Origin of the sequence: Cupriavidus sp. UGS-1 (genome assembly GCF_021213615.1) — a bacterium.
Lineage (GTDB): Bacteria > Pseudomonadota > Gammaproteobacteria > Burkholderiales > Burkholderiaceae > Cupriavidus.
On sequence record NZ_JAJQJF010000006.1, the window covers coordinates 52791 to 78135 of the forward strand.

The following is a 25345-nucleotide window of genomic DNA, read 5'->3' on the forward strand; positions in this document are numbered from 1 at the left end:
GTGCCGCAGCGAAGGGGCGCCGCTGGGGGACACCCGAGTCACATCGAGCGCAATATACGGCGGTATATAACGACGCGTCAATGCACCCGGACGCAGTGCAGCCGATACCGGCAATCTCCGCGAACGGCAATATCGGCGATACCCGCTCAGGGCACTTCGGGCACCAGCAGGTCTTCGAGAAAGTAGGCCGCCAGTTCGTGCCGGCCGCGCAGGCCGGCCTTGGCGTAGATGTTGGTCGCGTGCTGGCGCACAGTCTTCGGCTTGCTGTCGCGCACGCCGGCGATCTCTTCCAGCGACAGCCCCTTGATCAACAGGTAGGCGACCTCGCGCTCGCTGGTGGTCAGGTTCCAGCGGTCGAACTGGCTGCTGATCGCATGCCGCATCTGCAGGCCTGCCTGATGCGCGGCCGCGTCGCGTTGCGCGAGCGTCCGCTCGGCCTCGCCCAGCGAGGCGCGCAACTGGCGGATCTCCTGATCGGTGCGCAGCCGCTCGCGCGCCAGCACGAACACGCCGGCCAGCGTGATCGAGGTGCCGATGGCATCGATGATGACGTGCTGCAGCCCTTCGGCCTCGTTGTAGTCGAACACCAGGTCGAAGCAGGCGTACAGCGCGATGAAGACGAACAGGTAGAGAAAATGCCGTGGCATGGCTGTCACGAGGGCAGGGCGTGGTAACGGAAATCGCGCGGCGCGACGTTCGCGAGGAACGCCGCGCCGCGGCATGGGATGGGGCAGGCTCGCCGGGGAGACTTACACGATGGGCGTCAGCACCTTGCCGGTATCGAGGAAGGCGCGCAGATTGTCGAGCATCAGCGCCTGCATCGCGCCGCGCGTCTCGACCGTGCCGCTGGCCATATGCGGGGCCAGCACGACGTTGTCCAGTTCGGTCAGCACGGGCGGCACGCGTGGCTCGTCGCGGAACACGTCGAGCCCGGCGGCGCCGAGGCGGCCATCGCGCAGCGCTTCGACCATCGCGTCCTCGTCGATCACGCTGCCGCGCGCGACATTGACCAGCACGCCCTTCGGCCCGAGCGCCTCGATGACCTGGCGCGACACCAGCCCTTCGGTTTCCGGGCCGCCGACGCAGGTCACGACCAGGAAGTCCGCCCACGCGGCCAGTGCCAGCAGGTCGGGCTCATGGCGCCACGGCGCGCCCTCGCGCGGACGCCGGTTGTTGTAGGCGACTTCCATGTCGAAGCCCTGCGCGCGCCGCGCGACCTTCTCGCCGATGCGGCCCAGGCCAAGGATGCCCAGGCGCTTGCCCGACACGCGGCTGGTCAGCGGAAACGGCCCCTGATGCCAGCGGCCGGCGCGCACGAAGCGGTCGCCGTGCGAGATGCCGCGGGCGGCATCGATCATCAGGCCGAAGGCGAGGTCGGCGACGCAGTCGTTGAGCACGTCGGGCGTGTTGCTGACCTGGATGCCGCGCGCGCGGGCCGCATCGAGCGCGATGCTGTCGTAGCCGACGCCGAAGCTGACGATCGCTGCCAGTTGCGGCAGGGCGTCGATGACCGCGGCGCTGCAGCCGTGCCGGGCCGAGGTCACGACCACGCGTGCCTGTGCGCCGTGCTCGCGCAGCCAGGCGGGCCAGTCGTCCTGCTCCCACAGCGCGGCCGCGCCGTGTTGTTGCTGCAGCGTGGCGTTCAGGTGCGGCGCGAGCGGGCCGATCTGGATCAGGTCGATGGCGGGCATGATGTCAGCTTCTTGTTGAGGGCAAGGCGGGGAAAAGACAGCAGAGTGTATCCTGCCGGACGGCGTCTTGTCCGTGCCGGCGGTCGCTGGGCACGGCCACGATGTCGTTCCCGCGAAGGCGGGAACCCAGCGTCTTCAAGCGCCACTGGGTCCCCGCGTTCGCGGGAACGACGATGTTTTTTCACCTCGCCAATCTGGAATCCGAACACCATGCCCACCGTCTACCTCGCCGGCCCCGACGTGTTTCGTCCCGATGCGATGGCCCATGGCCAGGCGCTGAAGGCACTGTGCGCGCAGCACGGCTTTACCGGCCTGTTTCCGCTGGACCACCAGCTGCCGGCCGGCCTGGCCGGGGAGGCCGCGGCGCGCTGGATCTACCAGGCCAATGCCGCGCTGATCCGCCGCGCCGACCTGGTGATGGCCAATCTGGACGACTTTCGCGGGCCGGGAGAGCCGGATTCCGGCACGGCCTTCGAGGTGGGCTTCGCGGTCGCGCTGGGCAAGCCGGTGTGGGCCTATACCGGCGATCGCGGCACCATCGTCGAGCGGGCCACGGCGGGCCATGACGCGGAAGGCAGGCCGCTCGACGCGCGCGGCTTTCATGTCGAGGACTTCGGGCTCGGCAAGAACCTGATGCTGGCCTGCTCGGTGCAGTTGGTGCAGGGCGGGCCCGCGCAGTGCCTGGAGGCGATGGCGATGGCGATGGCGGCGGCGGGCGCCGGCGCCCAGGACTGAAGGCGCGGACGTCTCAAGGCCGGCGGCTGGCCGTCGCCGGCTCGGCCTGCAGCGACGCCACGCCGGCCGCGATCTGCGTGGCGGTATCGGCCACCACCTGCCGCATCGCCGCGACCACGCCGGCGACGTCGTCGCCGCTGCCGGTGGCGGGCAGTTCCGCCTGCGTGCGGCCGGCCAGCGTGCGGCCATCGGGCAGGCGGCGCACGGTCCAGTTGACTGTCGCGCCGACGCGCGCGCCCGGCTGCGCATCGAGGCGCACCACCTCGGTGGTGATCCGGTACAGCGGCTGCACGCCGCTCAATCCCTGCTGATAGACGTCGACGGCGCCCAGCACGATCTGCAGGCGCTGCGACAGCGCATCGCGCCACTCGTCGGGCAGCGGCGCCGACCAGCGCGCCATGTCCAGCGGCGTCACCCGGCCGTCCGCGCCGCCGATGACGATCTGCTGGCGGTTCAGCCGCTCGGGCACGCGCGCCGGCGCGACCTCGATCCACAGCGGCTGGCTGGTGGAGGTGGCCGCTGCGGGCAAGGCGGCAGCGCCTGGCACCGCGGTGGCGGGCAGTGCGGCGCCCGCCTCGGCGCCATGCGCCAGCGTGTAATAGCGCGGCTCCGACGACGACGCGCAGCCGCCCAGCAGCAGCGTGCCGGCGCAGGCCGTGGCGAACATCGCGGCGCGCAGCTGGCGGGACAGGATTAGCGGGCCCTTCATCGTTGAGTCTCCGTCTTGCCGCGCAGCAGCGCTTCGGGATGGCGTTCGAGATAGTCGGTCAGCGTGCGCAGCGAGACCGCGGTGCGCGTCAGCTCCTGCAGCATGCGGCGCGTGTCCTGCTGCAGCGGCGCGTCGGACGACAGCGTGCCGTTGGCCGACTGGATCGTGCGGCGCGCATCCTGCAGCGCCGCCAGCACTTCCGGCGCGACGTCGCCCTGCAGCTGCGCGACCAGCTTGTCGGCGCTGGCCAGCGTGGTGTTCAGCTGCGCGACGGTCTTGCGCAGATCCTGGCCGATCTGGTCGAACGGCACCTTCTCGATCTTGCCGACGATGCTGCCCAGCTTGGCCTGCAGTTCGTCCAGCGCGCCCGGCATGGTCGGCAGCTCGGCGATCGCCGTATCGGGCGGCGCCTTGACCGGCTTGGCGTTGGGGAAGAAGTCGAGCGCCACGTACAGCTGACCGGTCAGCAGGTTGCCGGTGCGCAGCTGCGCGCGCAGGCCGCGCTCGATCAGCCCCAGCATCAGCTGGCGTGCGCGTTCGCGGTCGGCCAGGTCGCGCTCGCGGAAGCCCATCCGCGACGGATAGAGCTCGACCACGACCGGCAGCCGGAACGACCGGGTTTCGCGCACGTAGTCGATGCCGATCGACCGTACCTGGCCGACCACCACGCCGCGGAAGTCCACCGGCGCGCCCGGGGCGAGGCCGCGCACCGATTGCTCGAAGTTCAACACCGCCAGCGTCGGCGCGAGCTCCTCCGGCTCCTTCATCGCGTCGGCCTGGTCGCCGGCCAGCAGGAACTGCGTGTTCTCCTTGGCGGCCTCGGTCACGTACGAATTGGGCGGCGCCTGGAAGGCGACCCCGCCGAGCAGCATCGTCACCAGCGACTGCGTATTGAGCTTGAAGCCGCCTGCATCGAGCTTCAGGTCGACGCCGCTGGCATGCCAGAAGCGCGTGTCCGCGGTGACCAGTTCGTCGTAGGGCTTGTTGATGAAGACCCGCAGCGTGATGTCGCGACCGGCCGGTTCGAGCTGATAGGCGACCACCTGGCCGACCTGCACGCGCCGGTAGTAGACCGGCGAACCGATGTCGAGCGAGCCGAGGTCGGCGGCGCGCAGCACGAACTGCTTGCCTGAGGAGTCCGTCGTGACGACCGGCGGGGTTTCCAGGCCGACGAACTCGCGCTGGGTTTCCTCGGACTTGCCGGCATCGACGCCGACATAGGAGCCCGACAGCAGCGTCTCCAGTCCCGACACGCCGCTGACGGCCAGCCGCGGGCGCACCACCCAGAAGCGCGTGTCCTTGACGGCGAAGTTCTCCGCGTCCTTGGACAGGTCGATGGTCGCGACCACATGCGAGCGGTCCGGCGCCAGCCGTACCTGCTTGACCAGGCCGATATCGACGTCCTTGTAGCGCACCGGCGTCTTGCCCGGCGCCAGCCCCTCGGCGGTGCGGAAGGTCACCTGGATCTCTGGGCCGCGCTGCGACAGCGTATGGAACAGCAGCGACAGCCCGACCACGGCGGCGACGATGGGGATCAGCCAGACCACCGACGGCAGCCAGCGCGCGCGGCGCCGGCGCGCCGGCTCCCGGGGCTGCGGCGGCTGCGGCGGAGGAGGGGAGGAGGAAAGGTTGTCCGGATCGGGCATCGAAAAAAGTCCAGCGTACGTCGGTGTTCGGTATGGGTGATCGGTTCGGTGATCGGTTCGGTGTTCGGATCGGTGCCGGTATTCGGTAGCCGTCTCGGCGGCTTAGTGGTTCGCCCGTGCCGCAGCGGGGGCCGCACCGCCGGGCGCCTCTCCTTCCCCGTGGTTGTTCGCGTGACCGTCCACGTGGTCGTGCGCATCCCACAGCAGCCGCGGGTCGAACGACAGCGAGGCCAGCATGGTCAGCACCACCACCATGCCGAACGCCGCCGCGCCGGTGCCCGGGTCGACCTGCGCCAGCGCGCCCGCGCGCACAAGCGCGGCCAGCAGCGCCACCACGAAGATATCGAGCATCGACCAGCGGCCGATCAGCTCGACAAGACCGTACAGCTTCGTCTGCTGCCGCAGCCGCCAGGTCGAGCGCAGATGCACCGACAGCAGCAGGAAGGTCAGGATCATCATCTTCAGCAGCGGCACCACGATGCTGGCGATCAGCACCACGATGGCGAGCATGCGCGAGCCCGACACCCACAGATAGATGATCCCCGACAGGATCGTGTCCTCCTGCGTGCCGAGGATCGAGCGGGTGACCATGATCGGCAGCACGTTGGCCGGAATGTACAGAATGTAGGCCGCCAGCAGAAAGGCCCAAGTCCGCGACAGGCTGGCCGGCTTGCGATGGTGCAGCGTCGCGCCGCAGCGGCGGCACGGCTGGCCTTCCTGGTCGAGCGGGCTGAGCGCGTCGCAGGCATGGCAGGACAGCAGGCCCATCGACGTCGCGGTGGGCACCTCCGGCAGCGGCGTGCGCTCGTCGTCGTCGGCCAGCTCGTGCACCACGCCGGCGACCACCTCGCGCGAGCGGCGCAGCGCGCGCTGGCGCGCCGAGGGTTTGGGATCGGCTGGGTTCATCGCTGGCCGGCCTCCTGGCGCCGCTCGGCGTGGCGCCACAGGTCGCGCGGATCGTAGGTCAGCATCGTCGCCAGCACGATCACCAGCGCGCCGAACGACCACAGCGCGACGCCGGGCAGCACCTGGGCCATCGTCGACAGCTTCACCAGCGTGACCAGCACGCCCATCATGAAGACCTCGAGCATGCCCCAAGGGCGGGTCTGGCGGATGCCGCGCATGATCCGTTCGAAGCCCGGGGGGACGGTGCCGCGCATCAGCGGGACCAGCAGATAGGCCATCATCAGCATCTCGGTCAGCGGGAACACGATGGTGGTGGCGAACACCAGCAGTGCCACCAGCGTCATGTTGTCGGCATGCAGCGCCTGCACCGCGCCCCACAGCGTGGTCTGGGTGCGCACGCCCTGCAGGTCCATCTCGACGATCGGATAGGCGTTGGATACGACGAACAGGATCAGCGCGGTCAGCACCAGCGGCAGCAGCCGCCGATAGGCGCGCCGGCTCTCGTGGTACAGCTCGCCGCCGCAGCGCAGGCACTGCGCGCGCTCGCCGGGGCCGAGCACCATGCGGCGGTAGACCGCATCGCAATATTCGCAGGCCACCAGCCGGTCCAGCTCCGCGCGGTCGGGGACGGCAGGGCCCGGCGGGACCCGCTCCATCGACTTCTCAACCGGATTGCCGGACGTCATTCGAACAGATCTCCAACTGCCCGCCTCGTGGGCGGGAAACACGTCAATATATCGGAATTTGGTGGTGGGGCTTTTGAATCACTGCTTGTCCAGTGGTGGGCGGCGCGGGTTGAGCGACCGTCGTTGCCCTCTCCCCGGCCCTCTCCCGCGAGCGGGAGAGGGAGAGCACCCTCGAGCATCTCCACCGCCTGTGGTTTGCTCCCCTCTCCCGCTTGCGGGAGAGGGGCGGGGGAGAGGGCAGGCGGCATTCCCCATCCCGACAGCTTCCGGTCGCCCTCACAGCTTGTAAGTCGACAACAGGATGCTGGTCTCCGTCGCCGCGATCCCCTCGATCAGCCGGATCCGGTCCAGCGTCCGGTCGAACGCCTCCAGCGTGTCGGCGCGCAGCTCCGCGATGATGTCCCAGCGCCCGTTGGTCGTATGCACCGTCTGCACGTTCGGCTCGCCCCGCAGCGCCTGCAGCACCTTGCCGATGCGGTTGCCTTCCACCGCAATCGTCGTCAGCGCGCGGATGCGATGCGGCTCCGCCTCGGGCTTGAGCCGCACGGTATAGCCGACGATCACGCCGGCCTCCTGCAGCTTGTCGATCCGGTTCTGCACGGTCGCGCGCGACAGCCGCAGCGCCTTGGCCAGCGCGGTGGTCGGGGTGCGCGCATTGTCGCGCAGCAGCGCCAGCAACTGGCGGTCGATGTCGTCCATGGCGGCTCGCTGTTGGTGCGGAAAAAGAGGGTTGGCATAACGCTAGCCCGTGCCGGCATTCTGTCATGGTCACCGCGCTTTTTGCGCATTTTGTGCGCTATCCGCTGGCGTCCATGTGCACCACAATCCATTCCGACAACAACTGACAACAACCCGAAATGGAAGGAGCGCCGGCGTGATCACCGAACCCACCATCCTGCTCGTCGAGCCGACCCACTACGACGTGTCGTACAGCATCAATCCGTGGATGGACCCGCTGCGCTGGGCCGCCGATCCGCATGGCATGCATCGCGGCGCGCTGCGGGCCTTCGCCGAGCTCGGCGACGCGCTGCAGGCGGCCGGCTTCGCGGTCGAGGTCGTGGCCGGCGAGCCCGGCCTGCCCGACATGGTGTTCCCCGCCAATGCCGCGGTGGTGCTCGACGGCCGCGCGCTGCTGGCGCGCTTCCGCTATCCGCAGCGGCAGGGCGAGGAGGCGCCGTTCGCGCGGATCTTTGCCGGGCTGCGCGAGCGCGGCCTGCTCGACGAGGTCGCGGCGCTGGCCGACGGCTGCTACCAGGAGGGTGCGGGCGATTGCATCTGGGACGCGGTGCGCGGCCACTTCTGGGCCGGCTTCGGCCCGCGTTCGGCGCGCTGCGCGGCCGACGCGGTGAGCGCGTACTTCGGCCGCGAGGTCGTCGCGCTGGAACTGGCCACCGCGCAGAGCTACCACCTGGACGTCTGCTTCTGCCCGCTGGCCGGCGGCGAGATCCTGTACTACCCGCCGGCCTTCACCGAGGCCTCGCTGCGCGAGCTGCACGCGCGCCTGCCCGCCAGCCAGCGCATCGAGGCGAGCGCCGACGACCTGCGGCACTTCAGCGTCAATGCGGTCAATCTGCACGACCGCATCGTGATGGCGCGCACCACGCCGCGGCTGCGCGATGCGCTGGGCAAGCGCGGCTATCGCGTGCAGGAGATCGATCTCGCGCCGTTCATGCTGTCGGGCGGTGGCGCCTATTGCATGACGCTGCGGCTCGATCGCAGCAGTGGACTGCAGCAAGGGAGCGGCGTAGCCGGCGACGAAGCAGCGGGCGGGCAGGCCACGGTCGCCGCGGCCTGACGCACGCACACCGCTTCAGAGCATACCGACGAGGAGACGACGATGAAGGAAACCGCGATGACCCGCTTCCTGGACGCGACGGCAGTCGCGGCCCTGGTGCGCAGCATCGGCGTGCCGACCGCACTGCGGCAGCTGGCCGAACACGTGCGGCAGGACTTCCTGCGCTGGCAGCGCTTCGAGAAGTCCGCCCGGCTGGCCAGCCATTCGCCGGTCGGCGTGATCGAGCTGATGCCGGTCACTGATGGCGAGCAGTACGCGTTCAAATACGTCAACGGCCATCCGCGCAACGCCGCGCACGCGATGCCGACCGTGATGGCGTTCGGCGCGCTGGCCGAGGTGTCGACCGGTTTTCCGGTGCTGCTGGCCGACATGACGCTCGCCACCGCGCTGCGCACCGCGGCGACCTCGGCGGTGGCGGCCAGGGCCATGGCCCCGCACGGCACCACGACGATGGCGCTGATCGGCAATGGCGCGCAGGCCGAATTCCAGGTGCTGGCCTTCCACGCGATGCTGGGCGTGCGCGAGATCCGCGCCTACGATGTCGACCCGGCGGCGACCGCCAAGCTGCGGCGCAACCTGGCCGGCCTGACCGATAGCGGCGCGCTGCACATCCTGCCGGTGGCGTCGGTCGACGAGGCACTGGCCGGCGCGCATATCGTCTCGACCGTGACCGCCGACAAGACCCGCGCGACGATCCTGCGCGACGAGCAGATCGCGCCCGGCGTCCATATCAACGCGGTCGGCGGCGACTGCCCCGGCAAGACCGAGCTGGCCCCGGCCCTGCTGCGGCGCGCCCGCGTTGCGGTCGAGTACGAGCCGCAGTCGCGGCTCGAAGGCGAGATCCAGCAGATGCCGGCCGATTTCCCGGTCATCGAACTGTGGCGGATCTTGAGCGGCGAGGTCCCCGGCCGCACCACGGTCGAGGATGTCACGCTGTTCGATTCGGTCGGCTTCGCGCTGGAAGACTATTCGACGCTGCGCTGGCTGCATGCCGCCGCCTGTGCACGCCATGCGGGGCGCTTCGTGGAGCTGGTCGCCACGCCGGACGATACCCGCGATCTGTATGGCTGGTTGATGCGGCAGGACGAAATGCAGCGCGGCGCGCGCCGGGTAGCGGCGTGACGCCATCGTTCGTAGACGCAAACCTGTCGTCCCCGCGTACGCGGGGATCCAGCGGCGTTCAGAGACACTGGGTTCCCGCCTGCGCGGGAACGACCCAATAGAAACCGGGGGGCTACACCCACACCGCCGGATGGCGCATCAATCGCTGCACCCGCACGAAGGCCTCGACTTCGTCGTCGGTCGGTGCCTTCAGGAACACCATGATGCCCCAGCGCTGCAAGGTCTCGGCCATGCCGCGCGCGGCCTCGTCGGGCGCCACGACGGCGAACAGCACATGGCGCGCGGTGCAGAACGACTGCAGCTTTTCCAGCGGCTCCAGATCGCTCTCGCGCAGGCGCTCGACCTGGCACAGCACCAGCGTCGGGTGCGAATCGCCGGCGCCCATATAGGTGATCAGGGTCGCCTTGCCGCGCGTCAGCACGGTCCTCTCGAACGGCGACCGGTGGCTCGACATGCCGGCGCAGGATCTGGGATCGGGCTTCATCGCGGGGCTTCCTGGCAGGGAACGGGCCGGGCCGGCCGCCGTGCGGCCGCTCCGGGCATCGTGCCGCGAATCGTGGCCGCGGCGCTTTGCCCTGAGTATCCCCGTTGCGGCGGGCGCTGCTCTGTTCGCTAGCGGACAGAGGCAGCGGGGCCGGCACCGGCCCGGCAGGGCGCCGGCACGGCCCCGCTGCCTTCGCCTACAGCCCGTACTTCCTGACCTTGTCGAACAGCGTCGTCTTGGCCACGCCCAGCGCCTCGCTGGCCCGGCTCAGGTTCCCTTCATGCCGGCGCAGCGCATCGGCGATCAGCGCCCGCTCGAACTGCTCCACCGCCTGCGCCAGCGGCAACAGCGCCGGCTCATCCGTGCCCTGTTCGGGATTGCAGCCCAGTCCCAGCACATGCCGCTCGGCCAGGTTGCGCAGCTCGCGCACATTGCCCGGCCACGGATAGGCGACCAGCCGCGCCAGCTCGGCGGGGGAGGCCGGCCGCGCGTCGCGCTCGAAGCGCAGCGCCGCCTGCGCGACGAAGTGGTCGAACAGCAGCGGCACGTCCTCGCGCCGCTCGCGCAGCGGCGGCAGCTCCAGCGTGATCACGTTGAGCCGGTAGTAGAGGTCGGCGCGGAACTGGCCGGCGTCCGACAGCGCCTTCAGGTCGGCCTTGGTCGCCGCCACCACGCGCGCGTCGACCGGCACCGGCGTGTTGGAGCCGAGCCGCTCGACCACGCGCTCCTGCAGCACGCGCAGCAGCTTGATCTGCATCGACATCGGCATGCTCTCGATCTCGTCGAGGAACAGCGTGCCGCCCTCGGCGTGTTCGATCTTGCCGATGCGGCGCTTGGCCGCGCCGGTGAAGGAGCCGGCCTCGTGCCCGAAGATCTCGCTCTCGAACAGCTGCTCGGGCAGTCCGCCGCAATTGATCGGCACGAAGTTGCGCGCATGGCGGGTGCTGGCGTCGTGCAGGCAGCGCGCCACCAGTTCCTTGCCGGTGCCGGTCTCGCCGTGGATCAGCACGTTGGCGCTGGTGTCGGCGAGATCCGCGATCAGCCGGCGCAGCCGCTCCATCGCCGGCGACACGCCGATCAGCCGCGCCTCGAGCCGTTCGCGGCCCGCCAGCCGGTCGCGCAGTTCGGCGACCTCGAGCGCGAGCCGGCGCTGTTCGAGCGCGCGGCGCGCGACCTCGACCAGCCGCTCGGGGGCAAAGGGCTTTTCCAGGAAGTCGTAGGCGCCTTGCTTCATCGCCTGCACCGCCAGGCCGACGTCGCCATGGCCGGTGATCATCATCACCGGCAGCGCGGCATCGCGCGCCTTCAGCTGCGTCAGCAGCGCCATGCCGTCGATGCCGGGCAGGCGGATGTCGCTGACGACGATGCCGGGGAAGTGCGGGGCCACCGCCTGCAGCGCGGCCTCGGCGGTGCCGACGGCGCGCGTGGCGATGCCCTCGAGGCGCAGCGCCTGTTCGCAGCCGAGCCGGACGTCGGGGTCGTCCTCGACGATCAGCACCGACAGGTCATTGAGTTTGGGCGCCATCGTGCGTCTCCTTGCCGGCCATCGGCAGCACCATCGTGAAGCAGGCGCCGCCGTCGGGATGATTGCTGGCGACCAGCGTGCCGCCGTATTCGTCGAGGATGCCGGCCGACAGCGTCAGGCCAAGGCCCAGGCCCTGTCCGGCCGGCTTGGTCGTGAAGAACGGTTCGAACAGCCGCGCGAACGCTTCCTCGGACAGGCCGGGACCATTGTCGCGAATGGTGCATCGGACCATGCCTTCAGCCACCGCCGCGCGAAGTTCGAGCCGCGGCGGCTGCGGCCGTTGCGCCGGCCCGGCCGCCATCGCGTCGAGCGCGTTGCCGATCAGATTGACCAGCACCTGTTCGAGCCGGTTCGGATCGCAGGCGACCGCGAGCGTGCGGTCGACATCGCGAACGATCTCGGGCCGCACCGCCTGCACGCGCGTCTCCAGCAGGAACAGCGCGTTGTCGACCGCATCGGCCAGCAGCGCGCTGCCCTTGCCGTTGCGGCCCGGCTTGCGGGCGAACGACTTCAGCGCGCCGGTGATGCGGCCCATCTTCTCGACCAGGCCGATGATGGTGCCGAGGTTGTCCTGGGCCGTGGCCAGGTCGCCGCGCGCGAGGAATTTCTGCGTATTGCCCGACAGCGTGCGCAGCGCGGCCAGCGGCTGGTTCAGCTCGTGCGCGATGCCGGTCGACATCTGTCCGACCGCGGCCAGCTTGCCGGCCTGCAGCAGGCCGTCCTGCGCCTGGCGCAACTCGCGCTCGGTGCGGATCCGTTCGGCGATCTCGGTCTGCAGCAGATGGTTGGCGCTGGTCAGGTCGGCGGTCCGCTCGGCGACCTTGCGTTCGAGCTCGCTGTTGGCGGCCTCGAGCGCGGCGCGCGCGGCCAGCCGCTCGCTGACGATGCGCCGGCGCACGTTCCAGGCGGCGCCCAGCAGCAGCACGAAGGCGGTCAGCACGCCGCACAGCGCCGCGGTGTTCAGCGCGGCCATGCGCGCCTGCGAGGTATCGGTCAGCAGCGTCAGCTGCCATTCGGTGCCGGGCAGCATCGCGTTCTGTTCGAGCATCGACGGGCCGCGGCGCATGCGCACCAGCGCGTCGCCGTTGTTCATCGCGCGCACGCGGGTGAACTCCAGGGGCGCCAGCGGCGCGCGGTTGTACTGCAGGCTGCGGTTCAGCCGCTCGCGTTGCGCGGCGCTCAGCTCGCGGCGAGCGCGCAGTTTCCACGACGGCTCGGAAGCGAGGATCACGACGCCGTTCTCGTCGGACAGCAGCATCTGCATGTCGGCGCTCTGCCAGCGCTGCTCCAGCGGCTCGAGCCCGACCTTGACCACGGCGACGCCGCCGGGGCGCTGGCCGTTGCCGTTGCCCAATGGCGCCGACAGGTAGTAGCCCGATTCGTCGCGCGTGGTGCCGACGCCGTAGAAGCGGCCGAGCTGGCCGTCGATCGCGGCCTGGAAGTAGGGGCGGAAGCTCAGGTCCTCGTCCAGATAGCTGTCGGGGCGCTGCCAGTTGCTGGTCGCGCGCACGCGTCCCTGGCGGTCGAGCACGAACACCGCCAGCGTGCCGGCGCGCGCATTGACCGCGGCCAGGTGCGCATTGGCCGCGGCGACGCGGGCCGGATCGTCGGGGCGGGCCAGCAGCGCGCTGATTTCGTCGTCCAGCGACAGCAGGCTCGGCACGAAGTCGTAGCGCGCCAGTTCGCTCGACAGCGCCTGGCCGTACAGCCGCAGCTGCACCTGGCCGCGCTCGGCCTGGCGGGCCAGCGCGGCGTCGAACGTATAGCGGTAGCCCAGCCAGCCGGCCAGGCCGACCAGCCCTGCCAGCGCCAGCAGCGCAAGCAGCTGCGCGGCGGCCGCCATGCCGCGCTGGCGGCGGGGCGGGCGAGGGTGCGGAGATCGGGCCGGTCGGGAAGGGGCGGAAGGGGACGAAGACGACACGGCGGAGGACTGGCGATTCGGCATTGCGGTTGTCTGCATGCGCTTCCTTTTATCACACCCGGTGAGCCAGCTCGGGAATGCCATCGCCAAAGAAAAAGGCCCGGCCGCCGGATTGGCGGTCGGGCCCCTGGCACGCCCCGTGGAGCAGGCAGGGAGGCTACTTGCTCGCGAGGACCTGGACGGGTGCCAGGTCGGTAGCGCCGTCATCAGCGGTGTCGTCCGCTTCTTCCGGCACCGGCGCGCCGATCGCGCCTTCGCTTTTGGCGACGACGGTCGTGGCAATGGCGTTACCGAGCACGTTGGTGACGGTACGGCCCATATCGAGGACATGGTCGATGCCCAGCACCAGCAGGATGCCGGCCTCCGGCAGGCCGAACATCGGCAGCACGGCGGCGACCACCACCAGCGAGGCGCGCGGCACGCCGGCGATGCCCTTGCTGGTGACCAGCAGCACCAGCAGCATCGTGATCTGCTGGGTCAGCGTCAGCTCGATGCCGTAGACCTGCGCGACGAACAGCGCCGCGAACGAGGTGTACATGATCGAGCCGTCGAGGTTGAACGAGTAGCCGAGCGGCAGCACGAAATTGGTGATGCGCTCCTTGACGCCGAAGCGGGTCAGCTGGTCGATCACCTTCGGATAGGCCGACTCGCTGCTGGCGGTGGCGAAGCCGATCATCAGCGGCGCGCGCAGCGTCTTCAGCAGGCGGAACACGTCGCGGCCGAGGAACAGATAGCCGCCGAAGATCAGCGCGACCCACAGCAGCGCCAGCGCCAGATACAGGCTGCCCAGCAGCTTGGCGTAGACCGTCAGCACGCCCAGGCCTTCGGCGGTGATCACCGCGGCGATGGCGCCGAACACGCCGACCGGGGCGAACGCCATCACATAGTTGGTGACCTTCAGCATCACCTTGGCCAGGCCCTCGATCGCCGCCAGCAGCGGCTTGCCGGGACCGTCCTTGACGGCGCCCAGCGCGAAGCCGAAGAACAGCGAGAACACCACGATCTGCAGGATCTCGTTGCTCGCCATCGCCTCGGCGATGCTCTTCGGGAACATGTGGGTGACGAAGTCGCGCAGGTTCAGCGCGCCGGTCTTCAGGTTCGAGGTGGCGTCGGCGGGCGGCAGCGGCAGGTTCATGCCATGGCCCGGCGTCAGCAGGTTGGCCATCACCAGGCCGAGCAGCAGCGAGGTCACCGAGGCGACCACGAACCAGCCCATCGCCTTCATGCCGATCCGGCCCACCGCCTTGCCGTCTCCCATGCTGGCGATGCCGCTGACCAGCGTGGCGAACACCAGCGGGCCGATGATCATCTTGATCATCCGCAGGAACACGTCGGTCAGGATCGACAGATGGCCGGCGATCGATTTGGCCGCGGCGGCGTCGGGCGCCAGGTGGTGCGCGGCGGTGCCGGCCAGCAGGCCGAGCAGCATGGCGAACAGGATCAGGGTAGGCAGTCGGTTCAGTTTCATCGTGATTCAAACCTGAGGCGTCCGGCACGGGGCCGGACAGCTTGGGAAACGAAAGACGCGCAAGGCGGCGCACCGCCCCGCACAGGTCGACGGACGCCGAGGCGCCCGCGCGGCGACGCGCGCCCGCTTCAGGGCTGCGGGCGCGGACGCGGTCGGGAACGCTGTGTGGGCCAGGCAGGCGGGGTGGGGGCAGCCATGTCGTTTCCTCCATCGTTCTGGCGCAGCCGGGGGCGGCGGCGCTATAGATGGGGGCCCTAGTTCGCACGAGGCGTGCCAGCTTGCGAAGGCGGAAGGTGCCGTGCAAGTGCTTGAAACGAAAGGAAAAAGTTTGGTGGCTCGGCGGCGGCGTTCGGATTTCCGGGTGCGCGTGCCGTCGGCGTGTTCGGATTTCCGAACGGCGCGTCAGCCGATCCCGATGGTCACGGGGCCGAGGACATGCCGGCGTCGCCGCCTGCGCGCCGCCACGCGCCGCCGGCGGGTCTGAGCGCGCGTGCCCGTTCCAGCAGCCGATCGAGCGCCCGCGTCGCCAACCGCAGCGGCCACGGCACCTCGCGCCGGCAGAAGGCGATCTTGCGCACGTGGCCGTCGACCTCCCACAGCCAGGTCGTATGCGCCGGGAAATGCCCGACGTCGCCGGCGCGCAGCGTGCGGACCTGTCCGCCGGGGCTGGTCACGCGCACCTCGCCGTCGAGGATCAGCACGGTCTCCTCGACGCTGAAGCGCCAGGCGAAGGCCCCGGCGCTGCACTCCCACAGATGCGTGGACGCCAGTCCGTCGCGCGCCGTCGCATGCGTCGCGGCGCGCGCGTGCGGCTGGCCGGCGCGCACCCAGTCCGGTTCGATCGGGCAGTCCTCCAGCGTCATCGCGTCGACGCGGCTGAACACGCCTTCGGTGCGCGCGTCGTGCGCGGGGGCGGACCTGCGTGGCGGCATGGCGCGGTCTCCTGTCTGTTGCGGTAGCGCGAAAGCGTCCGGGACGGGCGTTGGCCCAGCGTAGCGAGGCCGCATACCCGGTCTCTGTGCGTTCACGCACGATGCCATCCCGCCTTTGCGGACCAAGATCGAGCCGAGGTTCTTCCGATTCGCTTGCCCGGAAACTAAAGAAGCACGCATTCCGCGTGACTTTTGCAGTTGCACACGTCGTACATTCCCGCCATCCCGAGTTCGATAGTGCGCCGCACCATGCGGTGCGTCGGTCTTGTGTCTGCAGTGTATTTGCGACGTGTCGCCCGCCGACGCCGGCGACCGTTGCGGGGAAGACCATCATGCCTCCAACCGGTTTTGCATCCTCCTTTGCGGGTTCACCGCTGACGACGCCCTGGCGGCAGGGCCCGCTGCCGCCGTCCCCGCCAGTCGGCAAGGTCGGCGCCGACGCCGCGGTGCTCGGCGGTGTGGTGTGCCGCATCACCGCGCACAAGGCCAAGCGGCCGTTTTCCCGGCTCGGCAAACTCGAGGCCGCGCTCTATGTGTGCTGGGACGCCGTGGCGGTCGCGTTGACCTCGGCGCGCGCCGCGCAACTGCCCGCGATGCTGCGCGACGGCGTGCCCCCCGGTTTCTTCGCCACGCTGAGCTTCAAGATCGGCGCCGCAATGCCGTTGCTGGCGGCGGTGGAGATCGCCGTGGCGTTTGGACGATTCCGCGGGGCGGTCGCCAAGCGCGGGCGCCTGGACGCGCGCCTGCGAGACAGCGCGGCCGATCACCAGCTGTGCGAAGCGGCGTTGCGCCGGCGGCTGGCATCGCGCAGCGAGGCGGCGCCGCCGGCCGAGCGCGCGATGCGGCGGCAGCAGCGGCAGGCACTGCGCGACGACGGCTACCTCGACGCCTTCCTCGCGCATCGTCAGACGCGGGCCGAGCGGGGCGACTGCGGCGGCAAACTGTTCCACAGCGGCCTGACCATGGCGCGCGACGGCATCGTGCAGAGCGGCGCGGCGGGGTTCTCCGCGATCCAGGTGCTCGGCCACCTGTTTCCGTTGATCGCGACCGCCTTGCCCTGGACGGGTATCGCGGGATGCGCGGCGTCGATGGCCATGTCGGCGGCGCATGTCGTCACCGGGGTCTTGCAGCTGCGCGACAGCGGCAAGCAGCGCGCGGCGTTGCATCGGCGGCGCGAGCTGCTGCGGCGTTCCCCGCTCGCGGCCGCGCTGGCCGGCCTCGAGCGCAACGGCGCGGCGGCCACCGTCTGCAAGGCGCAGCCGCTGTCGGCGCGGCAGCAGGCCATCGTCGGCGAGGCGGACCCCGGGCAGCTACGCCAGACGGCGGCGTTCTATCGCACCGCGATGCAGTACTGCGACGGCAGGCTCGGCGAGGCCATCGACAACGCCAACCGGGAGGGCCGCAACGCGAAGTTTCGGATCGCTTACGGCGCCGGCACGCTGGCGGTCAACGGCACGGTGCTCGGCCTGACGGTGGCCGCGCTGACCACGTTGACCGCGGCCACGGCCGGTATGGGACTGGCGGTGGCCGGCGCGGCCCTGGGCATGTGTTGGCTCGGCTTCGCGGTGTACAAGATGTATCGCTGGTACAAGTGCCGGCGGGCGTTGCAGGCCGCCGCGCGGACGGCCCGGCGGACGCTGCGGCCCGCCGGCGGCAACGACGCCGCCACCGCCAAGGCGATCGGCACCGCCTGCGCGCAACTCGATGCCGGCAACGCCAACACGCATCGTCATCTGATCGCGACGCGCGTGATCCAGCATCTGCAGGCGCGCGGTTCCGCGCAGGCGCTGGCCGAACGCAGCATGGCGCGCGCGCTGATGCGCACGCTCGGTGCCGATGCCGAAGTGGTGGCCGCGATCGAGGCCGCGCAGACGCCCGAGCAATGCCGGCTGGCGTTGAAGCTGGTGCAGCGCCATCTCGACGGGCGCTGCATCGATCCGGCGCGCGCGCAGCAGGCAGCGCCGATGCGCGAAGCCGATGGCGCGTCGACGTCGCCGGAGGCGGCGCGGTACGAGGCAAATCATGATGCAGATCACGACGCAAATCGCGATGCCCAGGAAGACGACGCCCGCACGCCGCTGTTGCGGCGGATGGCCGACAGCGCCGGTGCCGGTCTTGCTGCCAGCCACGGTTGAACCGCCGGGTAGCGGCGGCGCGCTGGCGCTACCTTGACGGCTGCGCGGTCCCGCCTGGCAGGCCCCTCGCGCAGCGCGCCAGGTAGTCTTCCAGCGGCATCGGCCGCCCGATCGCATAGCCCTGCGCATAGTCGACGCCGATCTCGCGCAGCACGTCCAGCGTCGCTTCGTCCTCGACCGATTCGGCCACGGTCAGGATGCCGAGCCGGTGGCCGATGTCGTTGATCGAGCTGACGATCTCGCGATCGACGGCGCTGCTGGCCAGATGCCGGATGAAGCTGCCGTCGATCTTCAGGTAGTCCACCGGGAACTGCTTCAGATAGGCGAACGACGACAGGCCGGCGCCGAAGTCGTCCAGCGCCATCGTGCAGCCGGCCTTGCGCATGTCGGCGACCAGCCGGTTGGCCGCGGCCATGTTGTTGATCAGCGCGGTCTCGGTGATCTCCAGCCGGATGCGGCTGGCCGGCAGCACCGAGTTCGACAGCTCGGCATGCAGGAGCGGCAGCAGGAAGGGCTCGCCCAGCGAATTGGCCGACAGGTTGATCGACACCGACAGCCCGGGTACCGCCAGCAGCCGCGCGCCGAAATCGCGCAGCACATGCTGGATGACCCAGCGGTCCACATGGCCCATCAGGTCATAGCGCTCGGCCGCCGGAATGAAGGCGCCGGGCATCACCAGGCTGCCCTGCTCGTCGACCATGCGCACCAGGATTTCGATATGGGATGCGGGCGCCGATGCCGGCGATGCAGGCGCCGATGCAGGCGACGAGGCTGGCGACGCCGGTCCGGACCCCGGCGCCAGCGCGCGGATCTCCTGCGCGAACAGCCGGAAGCGGTTGGCCTCCAGCGCCGAATGGATGCCCGCGGCGACCTGCAGCTCGCGATGGTGGCGGCGCGCGTCGCTCTCGTCGCGGCGATAGACCGACACGCGGTTGCGGCCGGCGGCCTTGGCGGCGTAGCACGCCACGTCGGCACGGCTCATCAGCTCGCCCAGCGGCGGCGCCTCGCGATCGATCGCGGTGATGCCGACGCTGGCGCCGACATCGTAGACCCGGCCTTCCCACGGGAAGCGCCGCGCGCGGATCGCGTCGATGACCTTCAGGCAGACGCGCTCGCCCTGGTCCACCGAGCAGTTGCGCAGCAGCAGCGCGAACTCGTCGCCGCCCAGGCGGGCCAGCAAGTCGTCCGGCCGCACCTGGCTGCGGATCACGTGGCCCAGCTCGCGCAGCAGCACGTCGCCGGCGGCATGGCCCGCCGTATCGTTGACGATCTTGAAGCGGTCCAGATCGATGAAGCACAGTGCATGGTGCTGGTCGAACTCGCGCGCCGACTCGCAGGCCTCGCGCAGGCGCTGCTCGAACCAGATGCGGTTGGGCAGCCCGGTCAGCGCGTCGTGCATCGCCGAATGCGCGAGCTTGCGCTGCAGCGCGCGGGCCGCCGTGATGTCCTGGAACACCAGCACCGCGCCGATCACGTCGCCGCGCGGCGTCAGCACCGGCGCGGCGGAGTCCTGCACGTCGTGGCGCTCGCCATGGCGGCTGATCAGCACCGCGCCATCCTCGAGATAGACCGGCCGCAGCGTCTGCAGGCACTTGGCGACCGGGCAGGCGATCGGCTGGCCGCTGGTTTCGTCGACCACGTGGAACACCGTGGCCAGCGGCCGGCCGTCGGCCTCGGCCATGGTCCAGCCGGTCAGCTGCTCGGCGATCGGATTGATGAAGGTGATGCGCAGCGACGCATCGGTGCAGATCACCGCATCGCCGATCGATCGCAGCGTGATATGCAGGCGCTCCTTCTCCTCGAACAGCGCCTCGGTCAGCCGATGGTGCTCGGTGATGTCCCAGTTGGTGCCTACCATCGACAGCGCGGTGCCGTCGTCGGCGCGCGACACCACCGCCATCGCGCGGATATGCCGCACCTCGCCGTCGGGCCGCAGGATCCGGTACTCGGTATCGAAGGGCTGCGCGCCCTTGACCGCCTGGCGCATCTCGTGCCGGGCGCGTACCACGTCGTCGGGATGCACCAGCGCGATCCAGCCGTCGAGGTCCGGTGCGCCGTCGGCGGCCGCGGTGCCGTGCAGCGCGTGCATGCGGCGGTCCCACGACAGCGTGCCGGCGGCGATGTCCCATTCCCAGATGCCGACCCGGCCGGCCTCGACCGCCAGTTCGGTGCGCCGCGACAGCGCCTCGAGCCGCTGCTGCGCGAGCTTGTGTTCGTGGATGTCCTCGACCTGCGCGATGAAATGCAGCGGCGCGCCCGTGGCCTCGTCGCGCACCAGCGATACCGCCAGCAGCGCCCAGATGAAGTTGCCGTCCTTGCGCCGGTAGCGCTTTTCCATCCGGTAGCTGTCGATGTCGCCGGCAACCAGCCGTTCGAGCTGCGCCAGATCGGCGGCCAGGTCGTCCGGATGCGTGATGTCCTGGAACGGAATGCGGCTGAGCTCGGTCGCGCTGTAGCCGAACAGCTCGCAGATTGCGCGGTTGACCTGCTGCCAGCGGCCATCGACGCTGACCAGCGCCATGCCGATCGCCGAATGGTGCATCGCCTGGCGGAAGCGCCGTTCGCTGCCGCGCAACTCGCTGCGGTCGCGGCGATTCTGTTCGCTCAGATAGGCGATGCAGACCGGGAACACCAGGATCAGGCTGGTCGACAGCTTCATCGCGTGGGTCAGGAACTGCGGCGCGTCGACCAGCCCGGCCTGTGCCGCGGCCAGTCCGAGCATCACCGTGACCAGCATCGACAGCAGCGTCAGCAATGCGGTGGCGAACGGGTTGGTAAACAGCGCGGCGACCACCAGCGGCAGCGACAGCACGCCGAACGGATCGTGGGTTTGCACCACCGCCACGCCGCCGACGGTCGCGGTCAGCAGCAGCAGCCCGGCCACCCGCGGCAGCCGCGTGCGGGGGAAGGTGTCGCGCAGCCGCTCGCGCGAGTAGGTCACCGACAGCGGCACCAGCATCAGCATGCCCATCGCGTCGGCGCTCCACCAGGTCGACCAGATGTCGCCGATGGGCCGGCCATAGGCGAGCGAAATTGCAGCGGAGCCGATGGTGGCGCCGATCACCGGGGCCAGCGTGCACGTCGCGCCCAGCATCAGCGCGAAGCGGGCCAGCGGCACCGCGCTGGCGCGGCCGATGCCGCCGCTGATGCTGGGCGCCAGCCACGCGACGAACAGGATCTCGGCGATGTTCGAGGCGCCCAGCACCAGCGCGAGCCACCACGGGTCGCCGAACATCGCGTTGGCGGCAATGCCCGCCACCAGCATGCCGGCCAGCATCCAGGCACGCTCGCGCGGCGGCTGGTGCAGCGTCACGCCGGCACCGAAGGCGGTGGCCAGCCAGACGATGGCGGCGTTGCCCGGATAGCGCGTCAGCGCGATGCCGGCGACGGCCAGCAGGAAGAACAGCGCGGACACAAGCGAGACGCGTTGCCAGCGGGGCAGGGCGGGCAGGGGCGGTTCCGGATCGGACGTCATGGGAACGTGGGTGGGCGCATGGCGTGGTGCCGGCGGCGGGCGGACAAGGTGCGGGGCCAGGGGTGTCCCCCCCCATGCGGCGCGGTGCCGGGCAAAAGGGGACCATGCCGGACGCGGGTCCGGCAGCATCGGGCGACTATAGCGCCGGGCCGATGCCGGCCATGCGCCGATCAGGCGCAAAGTCGGGGCGCATTTGGGGGTGGCGTTGGGCGGCGTTTTGAGGTAGGCGGGCCCGGTAGTGCGGCGAGTGGGGGATTGGGGCAGGGATTGGGGCGGGGATTGCGGCGGGGATTGCGGCGGCGATTGCGGCGGGGATTGGGGTGGCGTTTGGCGTGGGGATTGGTGCGGCGTTTGGGCGGAGATTGGCGCGGCGATTACCTCGCAGGTCATCGCATTGCGCACGGCCGGCGACGATGATGAAGCCATCGCAACCGCTTCCTCCTTTTCTTCCCTTCGCCTTTCCCCTGACCCCTACGGAGATCGACCATGCAAACCGTCCAACCGACCCGCCTGCTGCGCCATGTCCTTCTCGCCGACGCCATCGTCAGCGGCCTGATGGGCCTGCTGATGGTGTTCGACGCCAACGTGCTGTCGAACTGGTTCGCGATTCCGGCGTCGTGGCTGCGCTATGCCGGCCTGGTGCTGCTGCCCTATGCCGCGATCGTCGGCCTGCTGGCGACCCGCAACCCGATGCCGCGCGCGCTGGTGCTGGCCGTGATCGTCTGCAACGCGCTGTGGGCGATCGACTGCATGCTGCTGCTGGTCACCGGCTGGCTGTCGCCGACCTGGCTGGGCAGCGCCTTCGTGCTGCTGCAGGCCTGGGGCGTGGCGGTGTTTGCCTGCCTGCAGTGGGTCGGCCTGCGCCGCGCGCAGGGCCAGCGCAGCGCGATGGCCTGAGCGACGAAGCTTGGCTCGCACCGGCCTCGAACAACGCCCGCGCATGCGGGCGGCTTTCCTTGTTCAGCGATCCGTGAAGTCACTGGGTCCCCGCGTTCGCGGGGACGACGGTATCGCGGTCACGTCGTCCCCGCGCAGGCGGGGACCCAGCGTCTTTCTCCCCGGCAGAGGCCCAATCTGACACGAAGCTGTCAGCAGCCTTGCACCGCGCTGACAGCGCCGATTTCGGTCCCAACAAACGCGAAACTTTGCACTATGCTTGCGTGGTTTTCGCGCGCCCGGCATTCCGCCCCTTCTCTGCCTCTTTCTCTGCCCCCTTTCGCGGCGCGCGTTGCTGGCGGTCCCAAAAAGGGGCGGCACGACAAGGAACGATCCCCATGACGACGCTGGAAATCAACGGCAAGCCGATGCAGGTCGACGCCGACCCGAGCACGCCGCTGCTGTGGGCGCTGCGCGATCAGCTGCGGATGACCGGCACCAAGTTCGGCTGCGGCATCGCGGCCTGCGGCGCCTGCACGGTACACATGAACGGCCAGCCGATCCGCGCGTGCGTGACGCCGATCTCCGCGCTGCAGGGCGCGCGTATCACGACGATCGAAGGCGCCGGCACCGACAAGGTCGGCCGGGCGGTGCTCGAAGCCTGGGTCAGGAACGACGTATCGCAGTGCGGCTATTGCCAGAACGGGCAGGTGATGAGCGCGATCGGGCTGCTGCGCAACAAGCGCAAGCCGACCGATGCCGATATCGATCAGGCGATGGCCGGCAACCTGTGCCGCTGCGGCACCTATCAACGCATCCGCGCCGCCATCAAGGACGCGGCGCGCACGCTGGGCTGATCCGGGGCCGGGAGACATCATGCAAATGCAACGACTTGGAGCGCGGATAGCCGCGCTGTCCGGCGCCGCCGCCTCGGGCTCGCACGATGCGCCGGCAGCCGGCATCGACCGGCGCACCTTCCTGAAGCTGGGCGGCATCGCGGGCGGCGGACTGGCGCTGGGCATCGCGCCGCTGGCAGCGGTCCATGCCGATGAAGCGGCCGTGCCCGCGGCCAAGGGCCCGGCCGCGGCGCCACAGGCCTTCATCGTGATCGCGCCCGATAACACCGTGACGATCGCGGTCAACCGGCTCGAATTCGGCCAGGGCGTGCATACCGCGCTGCCGATGATGCTGGCCGAGGAGCTCGACGCCGACTGGCGCAACGTGCGCGCGGTGCTGGCGCCGGCCGGCGATCCGTACAAGGACCCGGCGATGGGCATCCAGATGACCGGCGGCTCGACCGCGGTCAAGCACTCGTACCAGCAGTATCGCGAGCTCGGTGCCCGTGCTCGCGCGATGCTGATCGCCGCGGCCGCGCAGCGGTGGGCGGTCGAGCCGTCGGCGTGCACCGCCGCGAACGGCGTGGTGACGGCCGGCAACCGCCGCGCGACCTATGGCGAGCTCGCGCAGGCCGCGATGGAGATGCCGGTGCCGCAGCAGGTCACGCTCAAGGATCCGTCGCGCTTCACGCTGATCGGCAAGCCGACGCCGCGGCTGGATACGCGCGGCAAGCTCGACGGCGCGGTCGGTTTCGGCATCGATACGCAGCTCGACGACCTGAGGGTCGCCGTGGTCGCGCGGCCCCCGCGCTTCGGCGGCAAGGTGCGCCGCTTCAATGCCGAGGCGGCGCGGGCGATCCAGGGCGTCATTGAAGTGCTGGAGGTGCCCACCGACGGCGGCGGCACCGGCGTCGCCGTGGTCGCCAATGGCTATTGGCCGGCCAAGCAGGGGCGCGATGCGTTGCAGGCCGAATGGGACGACAGCGGCTCGACGGTGTCGAGCGCGGCGCTGTTCGAGGAGTACGCGAAGCTGGCGCGCCAGCCCGGTAGAACGCCGCGCGCCGACGCCTTCGACCTGGCCGGGGCCGCGCGCACCGTCGAGGCCGAGTACCGCTTCCCCTATCTGGCGCACGCGCCGATGGAGCCGCTGAACTGCACGATGCAGGCCGAGGTGGCCGGCGGCAAGCCGACCCGCGTCAAGGTCTGGGCCGGCACGCAGTTCCAGACCGTCGACCACGGCGCGCTGGCCAAGGCCTTTGGCCTGCCACCCGAGCAGGTCTCGATCGTGACGATGATGGCCGGCGGCGGTTTTGGCCGGCGCGCGGTGCCGACCGCGGACTATCTGGTGGAGGCCGCGCAGTTGATGCGCGCCTGGGTCGCCAAGGGTCATCGAGAGCCGGTCAAGGTCATCTGGAGCCGCGAGGACGATATCCGCGGTGGCTACTACCGGCCGCTGCATCTGCACCATGCGCGCATCGGCATCGATGCGCAGGGCAGGGTGCTGGGCTGGGAGCACGCGATCGTCGGCCAGTCGCTGACGATGGGGTCGCCGTTCGAGGCCTTCCTGGTCAAGGACGGCGTCGACCACACGATGACCGAGGGCATCGTCGACCATGACTATGGTTTCCCGCTGCGGCTGTCGGTCCATCACCCGAAGGTGCAGGTGCCGGTGCTGTGGTGGCGCTCGGTCGGCCATACGCACACCGCCTTCGTCAAGGAGACGCTGATCGACGAACTGGCGACGGTGGCGAAACAGGACCCGGTCGCCTACCGGCTCGCACGGCTCGATCCGGTCAAGGGTGCGCGGCAACGCGCGGCGCTGCAGCTGGCGGTGGACAAGTCCGGCTACGGCAAGCGCAGGTTGCCGGCGGGACGCGCCTGGGGCGTCGCGGTGCACCAGTCCTTCGATTCGGCGGTGGCCTATGTGGTCGAGGTCTCGCTGCAGAACGGGCAACCGCACGTGCATCGCGTGACCGCCGGCGTGCATGCCAACCGCGTGATCAATCCACTGTCGGCGCGCGCGCAGATCGAGGGCGGCTGCGTGTTCGGGCTGGCGATGATCCGGCCGGGCTTTGCGATCGAGATCGACAATGGCGCGGTCAGGAACAGCAACTTCGGCGACTTCCCGCCGGTGCGCATCAATGATGCGCCGCCGGTCGAGGTGCACTTCGTGCCGTCCGACGATCCGCCTACCGGACTGGGCGAGCCCGGCGTGCCGGTGATCGCGCCGGCGGTCGCCAACGCGGTGTTCAAGCTGACCGGCAAGCGCCAGCGGCAGTTGCCGTTCGTGATGGCGTAGAGGGTGACGTTGGCGTTGGCTGTCGCGGCATCGCGGGTTGTCGTCCCCGCGCATGCGGGGACCCAGTGGCTTTGAAAGACGCTGGGTTCCCGCCTGCGCGGGAA

Annotated in this window: 20 protein-coding genes; 7 read left to right on the forward strand and 13 right to left on the reverse strand. The window is 70.1% G+C overall.

Translation table 11 applies throughout. From position 1 onward, the window contains the following. Nucleotides 1–146: 146 nt before the first annotated feature. On the reverse strand, nucleotides 147–647 hold the full coding sequence (locus LRR16_RS10375; RefSeq protein ID WP_006579122.1) for a helix-turn-helix transcriptional regulator: 501 nt from the start codon (nucleotides 645–647) through the stop codon (nucleotides 147–149). A 102-nt stretch (nucleotides 648–749) separates the two neighbouring features. Then, a complete protein-coding gene (locus LRR16_RS10380) occupies nucleotides 750–1691 on the reverse strand; it encodes a 2-hydroxyacid dehydrogenase (RefSeq protein ID WP_023264046.1) in 942 nt (313 codons plus the stop codon). A 210-nt stretch (nucleotides 1692–1901) separates the two neighbouring features. Here LRR16_RS10380 and LRR16_RS10385 point away from each other — a divergent pair, with 210 nt between their 5' ends. Beyond that, complete coding sequence (locus LRR16_RS10385) at nucleotides 1902–2426, forward strand: nucleoside 2-deoxyribosyltransferase (RefSeq protein WP_023264047.1); 525 nt, start codon at nucleotides 1902–1904, stop codon at nucleotides 2424–2426. A gap of 13 nt (nucleotides 2427–2439) precedes the next feature. Here the strand turns inward: LRR16_RS10385 and LRR16_RS10390 are convergent, their stop codons facing one another. The 5 genes from LRR16_RS10390 to LRR16_RS10410 form a co-directional block, all read right to left on the reverse strand. Continuing rightward, nucleotides 2440–3135 (reverse strand): membrane integrity-associated transporter subunit PqiC, encoded by a 696-nt coding sequence (locus LRR16_RS10390; protein WP_370646784.1) that lies wholly within the window; start codon nucleotides 3133–3135, stop codon nucleotides 2440–2442. Further along, entirely contained in the window at nucleotides 3132–4781 is a 1650-nt protein-coding gene (locus LRR16_RS10395) for an intermembrane transport protein PqiB (protein ID WP_006577949.1), read from the reverse strand. The genes LRR16_RS10390 and LRR16_RS10395 overlap by 4 nt, the downstream gene beginning before the upstream one ends. A 102-nt stretch (nucleotides 4782–4883) precedes the next feature. Further along, nucleotides 4884–5687, reverse strand: a complete 804-nt coding sequence (locus tag LRR16_RS10400; protein ID WP_232205801.1) for a paraquat-inducible protein A — start codon at nucleotides 5685–5687, stop codon at nucleotides 4884–4886. After that, complete coding sequence (locus tag LRR16_RS10405) at nucleotides 5684–6373, reverse strand: paraquat-inducible protein A (protein ID WP_370646785.1); 690 nt, start codon at nucleotides 6371–6373, stop codon at nucleotides 5684–5686. The genes LRR16_RS10400 and LRR16_RS10405 overlap by 4 nt, the downstream gene beginning before the upstream one ends. Nucleotides 6374–6649: 276 nt before the next feature. Beyond that, nucleotides 6650–7072 carry an Lrp/AsnC family transcriptional regulator gene (locus LRR16_RS10410; protein WP_064575770.1) on the reverse strand — a complete coding sequence of 141 codons (423 nt, stop codon included), beginning with the start codon at nucleotides 7070–7072 and terminating at the stop codon, nucleotides 6650–6652. A gap of 175 nt (nucleotides 7073–7247) precedes the next feature. Between LRR16_RS10410 and LRR16_RS10415 the strand changes: the two genes are divergently transcribed. Both LRR16_RS10415 and LRR16_RS10420 read left to right on the forward strand, forming a co-directional pair. Further along, entirely contained in the window at nucleotides 7248–8168 is a 921-nt protein-coding gene (locus tag LRR16_RS10415) for an arginine deiminase-related protein (RefSeq protein ID WP_232205802.1), read from the forward strand. A gap of 42 nt (nucleotides 8169–8210) precedes the next feature. Next, a complete protein-coding gene (locus LRR16_RS10420; RefSeq protein WP_232205803.1) occupies nucleotides 8211–9290 on the forward strand; it encodes an ornithine cyclodeaminase in 1080 nt (359 codons plus the stop codon). Nucleotides 9291–9402: 112 nt separating this feature from the next. Here the strand turns inward: LRR16_RS10420 and LRR16_RS10425 are convergent, their stop codons facing one another. The 5 genes from LRR16_RS10425 to LRR16_RS10445 form a co-directional block, all read right to left on the reverse strand. Continuing rightward, a complete protein-coding gene (locus LRR16_RS10425) occupies nucleotides 9403–9774 on the reverse strand; it encodes a hypothetical protein (RefSeq protein WP_052511248.1) in 372 nt (123 codons plus the stop codon). 196 nt (nucleotides 9775–9970) lie between these two features. After that, nucleotides 9971–11299 carry a sigma-54 dependent transcriptional regulator gene (locus tag LRR16_RS10430; protein WP_232205804.1) on the reverse strand — a complete coding sequence of 443 codons (1329 nt, stop codon included), beginning with the start codon at nucleotides 11297–11299 and terminating at the stop codon, nucleotides 9971–9973. After that, nucleotides 11280–13142 carry an ATP-binding protein gene (locus LRR16_RS10435; protein WP_064575779.1) on the reverse strand — a complete coding sequence of 621 codons (1863 nt, stop codon included), beginning with the start codon at nucleotides 13140–13142 and terminating at the stop codon, nucleotides 11280–11282. The genes LRR16_RS10430 and LRR16_RS10435 overlap by 20 nt, the downstream gene beginning before the upstream one ends. 235 nt (nucleotides 13143–13377) lie before the next feature. Next, nucleotides 13378–14688, reverse strand: coding sequence for a dicarboxylate/amino acid:cation symporter (locus LRR16_RS10440; protein ID WP_232205805.1), 1311 nt, complete (start codon nucleotides 14686–14688; stop codon nucleotides 13378–13380). Nucleotides 14689–15107: 419 nt separating this feature from the next. Further along, nucleotides 15108–15620, reverse strand: coding sequence for a cupin domain-containing protein (locus LRR16_RS10445; RefSeq protein ID WP_232205806.1), 513 nt, complete (start codon nucleotides 15618–15620; stop codon nucleotides 15108–15110). Between the two features lie 332 nt (nucleotides 15621–15952). Here LRR16_RS10445 and LRR16_RS10450 point away from each other — a divergent pair, with 332 nt between their 5' ends. Then, nucleotides 15953–17755: a hypothetical protein gene (locus LRR16_RS10450; protein WP_232205807.1), complete on the forward strand. Its 1803-nt coding sequence runs from the start codon at nucleotides 15953–15955 to the stop codon at nucleotides 17753–17755. 28 nt (nucleotides 17756–17783) lie between these two features. Here LRR16_RS10450 and LRR16_RS10455 read toward each other — a convergent pair whose 3' ends face one another. Beyond that, complete coding sequence (locus LRR16_RS10455; RefSeq protein WP_232205808.1) at nucleotides 17784–21230, reverse strand: diguanylate cyclase; 3447 nt, start codon at nucleotides 21228–21230, stop codon at nucleotides 17784–17786. Between the two features lie 486 nt (nucleotides 21231–21716). Between LRR16_RS10455 and LRR16_RS10460 the strand changes: the two genes are divergently transcribed. The 3 genes from LRR16_RS10460 to LRR16_RS10470 all read left to right on the forward strand — a co-directional run bounded on the left by LRR16_RS10460 (nucleotide 21717) and on the right by LRR16_RS10470 (nucleotide 25241). After that, on the forward strand, nucleotides 21717–22127 hold the full coding sequence (locus tag LRR16_RS10460) for a hypothetical protein (protein ID WP_006578197.1): 411 nt from the start codon (nucleotides 21717–21719) through the stop codon (nucleotides 22125–22127). Nucleotides 22128–22504: 377 nt separating this feature from the next. After that, complete coding sequence (locus tag LRR16_RS10465) at nucleotides 22505–22963, forward strand: (2Fe-2S)-binding protein (protein WP_232205809.1); 459 nt, start codon at nucleotides 22505–22507, stop codon at nucleotides 22961–22963. A 19-nt stretch (nucleotides 22964–22982) separates the two neighbouring features. Continuing rightward, entirely contained in the window at nucleotides 22983–25241 is a 2259-nt protein-coding gene (locus LRR16_RS10470; protein ID WP_232205810.1) for a xanthine dehydrogenase family protein molybdopterin-binding subunit, read from the forward strand. Nucleotides 25242–25345 lie beyond the last annotated feature (104 nt).